Genomic DNA, 12,400 nt, shown 5'->3' with positions numbered 1-12,400 from the left:
AGTCGAAGGATTCCCGGCACCCGCAGCGCCAAGCGGATGGCAGGGCGTCAGCAAAATAGCGCTTCCCCGACGGCGCCCCACGCGGAGGATGCCGCCGTCACCCGGCTGCTCGCCGAGCGGGCGCGCGTGTCGTTCTGGATGATGTGGGCGGCGCTCGGCGTGCTGCTGGCGACCGACGTCTCGCTCGATCGCGCGGTACTCGGGACGCTCGTCCAGGTCACCTTCTTCCAAGCCGCGTGCGTCGCGGCGGGCATGCTGGCGCTCGGACGCGCGCGGAGCCGGCGGGCGGCGGCGACGACTCCGATCCTGGTCCTGGCCGGCATCTTCGGATCCGGGGTGCTCTCGGACGTCGCCACGCAGAACCCGTTCGGGACCGGCCTCTCGGCGCTCGTCACGTGCCTCGTCTCGGCGACCTTCATGCCCTGGGGTATGTGGTTCCAGCTCGCGACCGTCCTCGTCACCGCCGTGCCGAGCGCGCTCTCCGTCTGGCTCTGTACGGGATCGCTCGAGACGCTCGGCTACGCGGCCGGCCCCTGTTCGATCCTGATGGTCGCGTCCGTCAGCGTGGCCGCCGCCTTCGAGCGCGCGCGTCGCGAGCGCGCTCGCATCGAGCACGAGCTCCGGCTGCTGCAGAGCGTGAGCCTGGAGGTCGGAGCGGCGCCGGATCCGGATTCCGCCCTCGTGGTGGTGCTGCGGCGGACGTGCGAGGCGTCGGGGTGGGTCATCGGGCAGGCGTGGACCCCGCGCGCGGACGGCGCGGCGCTCGAGTGCTCGGCCTGGTGGTCCGACGATCCCGACGGCGCCGCATTCCACACCGACAGCCGGTGCCGTCGCTTCGCGCGCGGCGAGGGCCTCCCCGGTCGGGTGTGGGCGAGCGGCGCGCCCGCGTGGGTGCGCGAGCTCCGCGACCCGCAGGATTTTCCGCGCGCCGACTCGGTGCGACGCTGCCGACTCTCCGTCGGCGTTGGCATTCCGGTGATCGCGGGCGGCGAGGTGATCGCGGTGCTCGAGTTCTTCGTGCGCGAGAGCCATACGGAGGACACGCGGCTCATGCACACCCTCGCCGGAGCGGCCGTCCAGCTCGGCGCCGTCGTCCAGCGCAAACGCGCCGAGCGTCTCGCCGAGGAGGCGGCTCAGACCGCCGAGGCGCTGGTGGAGGTCGGGCGGACGCTCAGCACCCATCTCGGTCAGCCGGACATGTTCGAGCGGGTGACGGCCGTGGCGGCGGGCGCGCTCGGGTGCGATTGGAGCGCGACGTTCGCGTGGGACGACGCCACGCACTTGCTGACGCTGGTGGCGGCCGCGGGCACGCGGCCCGACGTCCGAGCCGGGCTCGCCGCCGGGCCGCTCTCCGCGGAGGGCTTCGACCTCGACGGCGACGCGAGTGCGCGCACCCTCGTCGAGATCCCCGATGTCGCCGCCGCGCCGCGCGTGCCGGGCCTGCTCCGGCGGCTCGATGCGACCGCGGCGCTCTACGTCCCGATGCGCCTCGGGGGCTCCGTGATGGGTGTCCAGGTTCATGGCTACCGCGCGCGCACGGGGCCGTTCTCGACCCGGCAGCGCCGGCTCGCGGCCGGGGTGGCGGACGCGACTGCGATCGCCGTCGCCAACGCCCGCCTCATCGACGACCTCCAGGCCTCGAGCCGGCTCAAGTCCGAGTTCGTGGCGACGATGTCCCACGAGCTCCGTACGCCGCTCAACATCATCGTCGGCTACAGCGATATGCTGGCCGAGGGCGTCGTCGGCCTCCTCAGCGAGGAGCAGCGGGATACGGTCGCGCGCGTGCAGCGGGCGGGCATCGAGCTCCTCGACCTCGTCAACGCCACCCTCGACATGGGGCGGCTCGAGGCTGGACGCGACGCCGTGGCCGCGGATCCCGTCGACGTCGACGCCGTCATGCACCAGCTCGACATCGAGCTTGGCCCGCTCGTCGGCCCCGGCGTCGCGCTCGTGTGGCGCAACGACCTCGGCGCCGTCCCGCTGGTGGGCGACAAGCAGAAGATCAAGACGATCCTGAAGAACCTGGTCGGGAACGCCCTGAAGTTCACGCACCAGGGCAGCGTGGACGTGCGCGCCGCATGGGACGGCGAGCGGGTACGTTTCGCCGTTCGCGACACCGGCGTCGGCATTCCGCCCGCGAGCCTGCCGGTGATCTTCGAGATGTTCCGCCAGGTCGACGGCTCCTCGACCCGCACCTTCGGGGGCGTCGGCCTCGGTCTCCACATCGTCCGCCGCCTGGTCGACCTCCTCGCCGGCGACATCACGGTCGAGAGCACGGTCGACGAGGGATCGACGTTCACCGTGACCTGGCAGCCGGCGACATCCGCCGTTCCTGAAGCGCTCCGAGCCTGACGATTACACCACCGCCGCTGCCGCCGGGGGAGCGCGGAACGCCTCTGGGCCCGCGGTTCTCGCGGGGCGTCCGCGTGATGTCCTGCGTTTCAGGCATACGCCGCGAGCGAGCCGAAGCAGCTCGAACACGGACGGGCCCTGCCGGCGCCCCGCACTCCCCCGGCCGTCACGCCGTTCGACAGATCGGGGAAACGCCTGCGCGTCACTCGGCGAACCTCATCGCAGTATCGAGAGCGGTCCGCGCATGCCAGCGCATCGGTCGCTGAGCTGAGGCTCGAACGTAGCGATCGAACCCAGGACGAAGGGGCGGGCCGAGCTTGCGAGCGACGCGCGGAGCGCGAGCGGGCCGATGGACCGACGGTTCGGGCGGGGCGATGCGGGGTCGCCGGCAGCGCCCGTCCGGTTCACGCCTCGTCGGCCGGCCCGAAACGCTTGGCTGAAACGCAGGCCACCACGTGGACGCCCAGCGGGAACCGCGGGCGCCGAGACGACCCCGCCTCGCCCCGCGCGGCAGTCCGTTGCGCCTATCGCCCGCGCATCCCAGGCACTGCTCACCGCTCCGCGAGGCGGGCGCGGAAGAACTCGACGGTACGCCGCAGCCCCTCCTCGAGCGGGATCTCCGGCTTCCAGGCGAGGACGTCGGCCGCGCGCCCGATCGCGATCACGCTCCGCCGCTGCTCGCCGGCCTTCGCCGGGCCGTGCCGCGCCGGATGCGGACTACCGGTCAGCACGCGGAGGTGCGCGTAGAGGGTCGTGACGTCGGTCTCGATGCCGGTGCCGACGTTGACCGGGCCGACGAAGGGGCGATCGAGCGCGGCGAGATTGGCGCGCACGACGTCGCCGACGAAGACGTAGTCGCGGGTCTGTTTGCCGTCGCCGTTGATCGTCGGCGCCTGGTTCGCGAGCAGCTTCTCGGTGAAGATGGCGACGACCCCCGCCTCGCCGTGCGGGTCCTGGCGCGGCCCGTAGACGTTGGCGTAGCGGAGCGCGACGTACGGCACTCCGTAGACCGCGTGGTAGAAGAAAAGATAGTGCTCGCCGGTCGCCTTGGTGATGCCGTAGGGCGAGAGCGGGTTGTGCGGGTGGCTCTCGGCAGCCGGGAACGTCTCCTGCTCGCCGTAGGTGGCGCCGCCCGACGACGCGAAGAGCACCTTGCGGACGCCGACCTCGCGGCCGCCCTCGAGCATGTTGATCATGCCGAGCACGTTCACGGCGGCGTCGAAGGCGGGATCCGCGACCGACTTCCGGACGTCCATCTGCGCCGCGTGCAGCGACAGGACCTGCGGTCGCTCGTTGCGGATGATCTCGCGGGCTTCCGGGCTCCGGATGTCGGCGTGGTAGAACTTGGCCGCCGCCGGGAGGTTGGCGCGCGTGCCGGACGAGAGGTCGTCGACGATGACGACCTCGTGACCGGCCGCGATGTACGCATCCGAGATGTGCGAGGCGATGAACCCCGCGCCGCCGGTCACCAGGATCTTCACGCGCCCTCCCGGATCTTGGTCTGGAAGTACTCGATCGTGCGCTCGAGGCCCTCCTCCACCGGGACCACCGGGTGCCAGTCGTTCAGGACGCGGCGCGCCAGCGTGATGTCGGGCTGGCGGACCTTCGGATCGTCGACCGGCAGGGGCTTGTGGACGATCCGGCTCTTCGACCCGGTGAGCGCGATGATCATCTTCGCGAACTCGAGCACCGTCATCTCGCGCGGATTCCCGATGTTCACGGGCGTCGGGTGGTCGCTCCGCAGGAGCCGCAGGATGCCTTCGACGAGGTCGCTCACGTAGCAGAAGCTGCGCGTCTGGCCGCCGTCACCGTAGACGGTGACATCCTCGCCGCGCAGCGCCTGCGCGATGAAGTTCGGCACGACGCGGCCGTCGCGCATCCGCATGCGCGGGCCGAAGGTGTTGAAGATGCGCACGATGCGGGTCGCGACGCCGTGCGCGCGCTGGTACGCCATCGTGATGGCCTCGGCGAAGCGCTTCGCCTCGTCGTACACGCCGCGCGGTCCGATCGGGTTGACGTTGCCCCAGTAGTCCTCCGTCTGCGGGTGCACGAGCGGATCCCCGTATACCTCCGAGGTCGACGCGAGCAGGATGCGGGCCTTCTTCTCCTTGGCGAGGCCGAGCACCTTGTGTGTGCCGAGCGAGCCCACCTTGAGGGTCTGGATCGGCAGCTCGAGGTAGTCGATCGGGCTCGCGGGGGACGCGAAGTGCAGGATCGCGTCGAGCTTCCCCGGGACGTAGACGAAGTTCGTCACGTCCTGCTGGATGAACAGGAAGCGCTGGTTCCCGAGGAACGGGGCGATGTTGTCCGGCGAGCCCGTCACGAAGTTGTCGATGCAGATGACGTCGTTGCCTTCGGTGAGCAGCCGCTCGCAGAGATGCGAGCCGATGAAACCGGCGCCGCCGGTGACGAGAATCCGTGCCATCTATCGCGTCCCTTCCACGGCCGTGCGGCCGATCGGGTAGTAGGTGAAGCCCTGTGCGCGCATCACCTCGGGCTCGTAGAGGTTGCGCCCGTCGAAGATGACCGGCGTCTTCATCAGCGACTTCATGCGGGGAAAATCGGGGCGGCGGAACTCGCCCCAGTCGGTTACGACGAGCAGCGCGTCGGTGCCGCTGAGCGCGTCGTAGTTGAGACGATGGTAGTTGATGCGGTCGCCGAAGACCTTGCGCGCCTCGTCGAGGGCCTCGGGATCGTGCGCCTCGATGCGGGCGCCGCGCTTCAGGAGCTCCTCGATGATGACGATCGACGGAGCCTCGCGCATGTCGTCGGTGCGCGGCTTGAACGCCAGCCCCCAGACACCGAAGCGCCGCTCGGTGAGCGAGGATCCGAACGTCTTCACCACCTTCTCGACGAGCAGCCGCTTCTGGCGCTCGTTGACGATCTCGACCGCGTTCAGCAGCGGGAACTCCATGCCGGAGTCCTTCGCGGTCCGGATGATCGCCTGGACGTCCTTCGGGAAACACGAGCCGCCGTAGCCGGTGCCCGGGAAGAGGAAGTGATGGCCGATGCGTCGATCGGATCCCATGCCGCGGCGGACGTCGTGCACGTCGGCGCCGACCCGTTCGCAGAGATTGGCGATCTCGTTCACGAAGGAGATCTTCGTCGCCAAAAACGCGTTGGCGGCGTACTTCGTCATCTCGGCGCTGCGGTTGTCCATCACCAGGATCGGGTTCTCGGTGCGGACGAACGGCGCGTAGAGCTCCTTCATGACGTCGATCGCGCGCTGCCGCGCGCCGCCGATCACGACTCGATCGGGCTTCATGAAGTCGTCGATGGCCGCGCCTTCCTTCAGAAATTCGGGGTTGGAGATCACGTCGAAGTCGTGCGCGGTCTTCGTCTTGACGGCGGCGTGCACCTTGTCGGCGGTGCCGACCGGCACCGTGCTCTTGCACACGATGACGCGATACCCGTTCATCGCCTCGCCGATCGCGCTCGCGACCGCGAGCACGGCGCGCAGGTCCGCGGAGCCGTCGGCGGCTTCCGGCGTCCCGACCGCGATGAAGCAGATGTCCGACGCGCGCACGGCGGCGACCAGGTCGCTGGTGAACCACAACCGGCGCTCGGCGAGATTGCGGCGAATCAGCTCCTCGAGGCCGGGCTCGTAGATCGGCACCTCGCCCTTCTTCAGGGCCTCGATCTTCCCTTCGTCGATGTCGACGCAGATGACGTCGTTGCCGCTGTCCGCAAAGCACGTTCCGGCGACCAGGCCGACGTAGCCTGTTCCGATGACACAGACTTTCACGATGCCTCCGTTGGGACCGTGCGGGCCGGGCGCCTGAAACGCCCACCGCCTGGGGGTGCCTCGAAGGTACCGACCGACCCCCACACCGTCAAATGGGATTCTTCACGCCGAGGGCCTGCGGACTTCCCGGAGTCTATAGATCGGCTTGCCCTGCGACTCGTGGTACGTGCGCGCCAGCATCTCGCCGAGCAGGCCCAGCGTCACGAGCTGCACGCCGCCGAGCACGAGCAGGACGCCGAGCAAGAGGATCGGCCGGCCGGCGAGCTCCATCCCGAAGACGATCTTCTCGACGCCGAGAACGCCGACGATCACCAGGCCCGTCAGCATGGTGAGCAGCCCGAAGGTGCCGAAGACGTGGATCGGTCGGGTCGAGAAGCCGGACAAGAACTTGATGGTGAGGAGGTCGAGGACGACCCGCACGGTGCGCGAGATGCCGTACTTCGACTGTCCGCGGAGGCGCGGCCGGTGGTTCACCGGGATCTCCGTGACGGCGGCGCCGAGGTCCCCGGCGATGGCCGTGATGAAGCGGTGCATCTCGCCGTAGAGGCGGAGCTGCTTCGCGACGTCGGCACGGAACGCCTTTAGGCCGCAGCCGTGGTCGTGGATCGACACGTTGGTGGTGGCTCCGATGATGGCGTTGGCGATCATCGAGGGCAGCTTCCGGGATACGAACGGGTCCTTGCGGTCGCGCCGCCAGCCGGTCACCACGTCGTAGCCGGCGTCGAGGGTCGCCAGCAGGCGCGGGATGTCCGCGGGGTCGTTCTGCAGGTCGCCGTCCATGGTGACGATGACCGCCCCGCTTGCGTGGTCGATGCCGGCGGCGAGCGCCGCGGTCTGGCCGAAGTTCCGCATGAGGCGGACGAGGTGCACCCGATCGTCGTCGCCCGCGGCGTCGATCAGCCGGGCGTAGGTGTCATCGGTGCTGCCGTCGTCGACGAGCACGATCTCGGTCGTCTGTGGCAGACGGTCGGCGGTCTCCTGGAGCTCGCGCACCAGGGCCTCGGCGTTCGGCGCTTCGTTGTAGACCGGGACGACGATCGAGAGTTGCGGCATCGATCGCGGACCGCTCACGCGACGTCGAAGCTCGTGAGGCTCACGAACTGCCGGTAGCGACGCTCGATGTCGTCGCGGCTGAGCGTGCGGAGGCGCTCCAGGCTGAACGCCTCGACCGTGAACGACGCGACGACGCTGCCGTAGACGATGGCCTTGCGGATCCCGGCGGGCGAGGTGTCGCCGGTCGCCGCGAGGTAGCCCATGACGCCCCCGGCGAAGGTGTCGCCGGCCCCGGTCGGGTCGAAGACCTCCTCCAGGGGATACGCCGGCGCCGAGAAGACGCTGTCGCCCGAGAAGAAGAGGACGCCGTACTCGCCGCGCTTGATCATCAGGCTCGTCGGGCCGAGGCCGAGGATCCTCCGGGCGGCGCGCACCACGTTGCGCTCGCCCGAGAGGAGGCGCGCCTCCTCGTCGTTGATCACGAGGAGCGGGACGCGGCGGAGCAGCGTGCCGAGCTCCTCGCGGGTGGTCTCGATCCAGAGGTTCATCGTGTCCGCGCCGACGAGGCGCGGCGCCCGCATCTGGTCGAGCACGCGCGTCTGCAGTGACGGCGCGATGTTCGCGAGGAAGACGAACGGCGCGTCGCAGTACGCGGGCGGCAGCGTCGGCAGGTAGCCGTCGAAGACGTTCGCCTCGAAGCGCAGCGTGTCGCGGACGTTCATGTCCTCGTGGTAGCGCCCGGTCCAGCGCATCGTCCGTCCCGGACGAACCTCGACGCCCGCGAGGTCGATGCCGCGGCGCCGGAACCAGTCGAGATCGGCTCGCGGGAAGTCGTCGCCGACGACCCCCACCATCCGCACCGGCGTGAAGAAGCTCGCCGCGACCGCGAAGTACGTGGCGGCGCCGCCGAGCACCTCGGGGGCGCGGTCGGCTCGCGTCTCGATGGTGTCGATGGCGATCGAGCCGACGACGACCAGCGGCCCCGCCCCTGCCCCGTGCTCGTGGACGGTCTCGGTCACGCTTCTCCCTCCTCCGGGACGTAGCGACCGATGATCGGCGCCAGGTCGCGCTTCACCCGCGCCGGGATCCTGGTGCGGTCGGTGATGATCGCGTGCGCGAGGGCGCGGCCGCAGGCGCACTCCGGCGACGCCGGCAGCGTCGGCACGACGTCGTGCACCACCTGCTTCGCCATGGCGACGTTCGCGTGGATGACGGCGAGCACGTCCTCGATCCGGACCTCGTCGTGGCCCTGCCGCCAGCAGTCGTAGTCGGTCGCGAGCGCCAGCGTCGCGAAGCAAAGCTCCGCCTCGCGCGCGAGCTTCGCCTCCTGCAGGTTCGTCATCCCGATGACCGCGGCGCCCCAGCTGCGGTACAGTTCGGACTCCGCGCGGGTCGAGAACTGCGGACCCTCCATACAGACGTAGGTGCCGCCCGCGTGCACGGTCGCGCCGAGGCGGCGCGCGCTTTCGACGAGGCTCTGCGACAGCAGCGGACACACCGGGTCGCCGAAGCCGACGTGCGCCACGATGCCGTTCCCGAAGAACGTGCCGGCGCGGCCGAAGGTGCGGTCGATGAACTGGTCGGGGATCACCAGGTGCCCGGGCGCGATCTCCTCGCGCAGGCTTCCCACCGCGCCGACCGCGATCACGCGCTCGACGCCGAGGTGCTTGAGCGCCCAGAGGTTGGCGCGGAACGGCAGCTCCGACGGCAGCAGGCGGTGGCCGCGTCCGTGGCGCGGGAGGAAGAAGAGCTCGGTCGCGCCGAGCCGGCCGTGGACGATCGCGTCGGAGGGCGGTCCGAAGGGCGTCGCGACGACCGCCTCGCGAACGTCGGTCAACCCGTCCATCTCGTAGAGCCCGCTGCCCCCGATGATGCCGATCTTCAGTCCCACGCGGTCCTCCCGCCCCTCACCCGCGGATCATCGCGAGCAGGGGTCCGGTCGTGATGGTCAGGGTGTCGACGGGATCGAGGACGTCGCCGTCCATCATGAAGCCCGTCGGGGTCGCGAAGCGTATCGTCACCGTGCGTGCCAGGTTGTCGTAGAAGTCCGGCTCCTCGAGCGGAAAGCCGCGGTGGAAGCGCACGATCTTGCGCGCCAGGCGGAGCGGTCCGATCGGGCCCGCCAACAGGTGGAAATGGCGGCGTTTGCGGGCCGCCAGATACATCGGTTTGAACCCCAGCGCAACGTGGGTGATGGTTCCCGCGAGCACGACGGTGAAGGTGCGGAACGGGACGCGCTCGTCGTCGCAGTCGACGTCGGCCTCGACGCGACGGAAGACGCCGCGCACGAGCGACGTGCCCGCGATCGCCGAGGCGACGAGGCGCGCGAGCAAGCGCGTCGCCGTCACCGGGCCCGGGCGCGGCTCGCTGTAGTAGAGGCGGAGGTAGTTCACCACGACGCCGCAGCCGACCACGAAGCCCGCGTGCGCGTCGTTCACGAGCAGCAGGTGGCGATGGACGATGTCGTGCGTCCGGCCGTGGCGGTAGTCACGGACGACGTGCGCGAGCACGTGCTCCGGTCCGCCGCGCATGCAGCCGATCGAGCGCGCGATGTAGTTCATGGTGCCGGCGCGCAGCGGGAGGAAGAGCGGCAAGGCGTCGTCCGGCCACGCCTTGCGGAGCGCCGACAGGGTCCGGAACTGGCTTCCGTCGCCGCCGCAGCAAGCGACGATGTCGACGCGGCGTGCCGTGAGCTCGGCGGCCACCTCGTCCATCGCCGCGAGGTCCGGCGTGACGCGCACCACGCCCGTGTCGCCGACGATGTCCTCGAAGCGGCGCGCGCGGTCGGACTTCCGCCGGTTGCTTCCCGCGTTCGGATTGATGACGACGCCGATCCCGCTCAGCGTGCGTCTCCCTCGTGGAGGCCCGTGCCGTCCGCGGCGGCGGCCGTCGCGGCCGTCGGCCGCCGCGCCGTGCCTTCGGCCACCAGCTGTCCGCAGGCCGCTGCGATGTCGGGACCCCGGCTTTCGCGGATCGTCGCGTGCACGCCGGCGTTGCGGAGCGCGTCCTGGAAGCGTGCGACGGCCACGTCGTCACTGCGGCCGAAGGCGGCCCCCGGGAACGGATTGAACGGGATCAGGTTCACCTTGCAGCGGATGCCGGCGAGCGCGCGGGCGAGCGCCTTCGCCTGCGTCGGCGCGTCGTTCACGCCCGCCAGCATCACGTACTCGAACGTGATGCGCTTGCGCCGCGGCAACGGCAGCGTGCGGCACGTCGCCAGCAGGTTCTCCACCGGGTACTTCTTGGAGACCGGCATGATCTTCCGCCGCACCTCTTGATCGATCGCGGTGAGCGAGACCGCGAGGTTCACCTGCGTGTCGGCGAGGAGGCGCTGCATCTCCGGCAGCAAGCCGACCGTGGAGACGGTGATGCGGCGGTGCGAGAAGTCGACGCCCCAGTCCGACGTGAGCGTGTCGATCGCGCCGACGGTGCCGGCGTAGTTGTGGAGCGGCTCGCCCATGCCCATGAAGACCATGTTGGTGATGCGCTCGGGGCCGATGGGTGCGCCCTCCGCCGACGCGGCCCTCTCCGAGGACGCGGCGAGGTCGGCGACGACGAGGGCGCGCGCGACGAGAAACTGCCCGGCGATCTCGCCGCGGCCGAGATGGCGGCCGAGCCCGAGGGTCGCGGTGGCGCAGAAGCCGCAGCCCATGGCGCAGCCCACCTGGGTCGAGACGCACAGGGTGAGCCGCTCCTGGTCGGGAATGAGCACGCTCTCGACGGTCGCGCCGTCGGCGAGACGGAGCAGCAGCTTCCGGGTGCCGTCGAATGAGCGCGAGACGTGGAGCAGCTCGGGAAGGCCGACGCGGAACGCGGCGGCGAGGGCGTCGCGGAGGGTGGCCGGGAGGTTCGTCATCGCCGCGAAGTCGCGCGCCCCGTGGCGATAGAGCCAGGTCGCGATCTGGGCGGCGCGATAGCGCGGGACGCCGGCGGCGTCGCACCATGCCTCGAGCTCGGCGCGCGAGCAGTCGAGAATGCTCGGTGGCCCGGGGGAGCGGGTCACGCCTCGACCGCCGCCGGCAAGGTCACCCGCGTCGACGGGATCGCGAGCAGGCGCTCCGCCTCCTGCAGCACGTGCTCCACGCCGATCGCTTGCAGGCATTTGTTGTCGGTGCACGGGCTGTGCCGGTGATTGAGCGCGCTCAAGCACGGGCTGCATGCGAGTTTCGCGAAGAGATCGACGTTGTGCTCGCCGAGCGTGCCGTACAGCACGGGCGTTTCGGGGCCGTAGAGCGTGATGCTCTTGATGGGAGTGAGCGTCGCGAAGTGCGCCGGGCCGCTGTCGTTCGTGATCAGGAGATCGCTCTGGTGGAAGAGCTGGAGCACGTCGGTGAGCGTGCGGGTCCGGCCGACGAAGTCGACGCAGCGCGGGTCGGCGACCCGGCGGGTGATCGCGCGTGCCGACTCGGCGGCCTCCGCGATGCCCATGAGCACCACGACCCGCCGCGGGTCGTTCGCGAGCAGGCGCTGGATCAAGGCGATGTAGCGCTCGACCGGCCACGACCGGATCGCGAGCAGGCTCCCGGCGTCGTGGTTCACGACGATGACGCTGTGCTGCGCCGTGAGCGGGTAGCAACGTTGCAGCTCCGCCTGCACGTAGGCGAACGCTTCCGGATCCAGCGGCACGCGGACCGGCGGCGGTTGCGGCGGGATCACCCGCTTCGGCGCCGGAATCTCGTCGGGGGCGTCGAGCGCCTCCACGAGCGCCAGGAAGTTCTGCGACATGTGGTGGTACGAGTTGTAGTTCACGCGGTAGGTCAGGTGCTCGCCCCGGTAGAGCCCCTCACCCCGATAGTTGTGGAAGCCGACCCTGGTGGTGGCCCCGGAGAGCAGGCTCAGCAGCGAGGAGATTCGCGAGAACAGCTCGAGGTCGATCACCGTGTCGATGCGCTCGCGGCCGCAGAACCTCATGAAGCGCCAGACGTCGGTCGCCATGTGGGCCAGCGAGTCGTCGCGGATCGTGAAGATGTTCTCCTCGCGGAAGAGGCCGAGCAGGCGCAGGCTGGCGGCGTTCTTCTTGAAGATGCAGAAGCAGTGCTCGGCGTCCCGGTAGCGGTCCTGGACCCGGCGGATCATCGCCGAGGCGATGATGGTGCTGCCCATCTCGGAGAGCTCGATGAAGAGGATCTTCTTCGGCGCGCCCGCGGCGCGCTCCCCACGCAGGCGCTCGAGGAGACGCACGGCGACCGTCAGGAGGAAACAGAGCGGAACGCCGACCCAGTAGTCGACCCGCCGCATGGTCGCGAGTTTCATGGCCGGGGCAGCATAGCGAAACGGTCCGGGGCCGGACAGTCCGCCGGTGGTGGAAGC

Annotated in this window: 10 protein-coding genes; 1 reads left to right on the top strand and 9 read right to left on the bottom strand. The window is 70.2% G+C overall.

The annotated features are described in order from the left end of the window. Positions 1-36 precede the first annotated feature (36 nt). On the top strand, positions 37-2,352 hold the full coding sequence (locus IT293_15505; protein MCC6766063.1) for a GAF domain-containing protein: 2,316 nt from the start codon (positions 37-39) through the stop codon (positions 2,350-2,352). A 551-nt stretch (positions 2,353-2,903) separates the two neighbouring features. Here the strand turns inward: IT293_15505 and IT293_15500 are convergent. The 9 genes from IT293_15500 to IT293_15460 form a co-directional block, all read right to left on the bottom strand. Continuing rightward, positions 2,904-3,833: an NAD-dependent epimerase/dehydratase family protein gene (locus IT293_15500; protein ID MCC6766062.1), complete on the bottom strand. Its 930-nt coding sequence runs from the start codon at positions 3,831-3,833 to the stop codon at positions 2,904-2,906. Continuing rightward, positions 3,830-4,777 carry an SDR family oxidoreductase gene (locus IT293_15495; protein MCC6766061.1) on the bottom strand — a complete coding sequence of 316 codons (948 nt, stop codon included), beginning with the start codon at positions 4,775-4,777 and terminating at the stop codon, positions 3,830-3,832. Before IT293_15495 ends, IT293_15500 begins: the two co-directional genes overlap by 4 nt. Further along, on the bottom strand, positions 4,778-6,097 hold the full coding sequence (locus IT293_15490; protein MCC6766060.1) for a UDP-glucose/GDP-mannose dehydrogenase family protein: 1,320 nt from the start codon (positions 6,095-6,097) through the stop codon (positions 4,778-4,780). It abuts the gene before it with no gap. 102 nt (positions 6,098-6,199) lie between these two features. Further along, a complete protein-coding gene (locus IT293_15485) occupies positions 6,200-7,150 on the bottom strand; it encodes a glycosyltransferase family 2 protein (protein MCC6766059.1) in 951 nt (316 codons plus the stop codon). A gap of 14 nt (positions 7,151-7,164) precedes the next feature. Continuing rightward, a complete protein-coding gene (locus tag IT293_15480; GenBank protein ID MCC6766058.1) occupies positions 7,165-8,067 on the bottom strand; it encodes a sugar kinase in 903 nt (300 codons plus the stop codon). 38 nt (positions 8,068-8,105) lie between these two features. Further along, positions 8,106-8,981 carry an S-methyl-5'-thioadenosine phosphorylase gene (gene mtnP / locus IT293_15475; GenBank protein ID MCC6766057.1) on the bottom strand — a complete coding sequence of 292 codons (876 nt, stop codon included), beginning with the start codon at positions 8,979-8,981 and terminating at the stop codon, positions 8,106-8,108. A gap of 16 nt (positions 8,982-8,997) precedes the next feature. Then, positions 8,998-10,029: a hypothetical protein gene (locus IT293_15470; protein ID MCC6766056.1), complete on the bottom strand. Its 1,032-nt coding sequence runs from the start codon at positions 10,027-10,029 to the stop codon at positions 8,998-9,000. After that, entirely contained in the window at positions 9,930-11,093 is a 1,164-nt protein-coding gene (gene rlmN / locus IT293_15465) for a 23S rRNA (adenine(2503)-C(2))-methyltransferase RlmN (GenBank protein MCC6766055.1), read from the bottom strand. Before rlmN ends, IT293_15470 begins: the two co-directional genes overlap by 100 nt. Next, positions 11,090-12,343, bottom strand: coding sequence for a glycosyltransferase family 9 protein (locus tag IT293_15460; protein ID MCC6766054.1), 1,254 nt, complete (start codon positions 12,341-12,343; stop codon positions 11,090-11,092). Before IT293_15460 ends, rlmN begins: the two co-directional genes overlap by 4 nt. Positions 12,344-12,400: the final 57 nt, after the last annotated feature.

Source organism: Deltaproteobacteria bacterium (assembly GCA_020848745.1).
Classification (GTDB): domain Bacteria; phylum Desulfobacterota; class Binatia; order UTPRO1; family UTPRO1; genus UTPRO1.
This window is presented reverse-complemented; position numbering and strand designations above follow the sequence as displayed.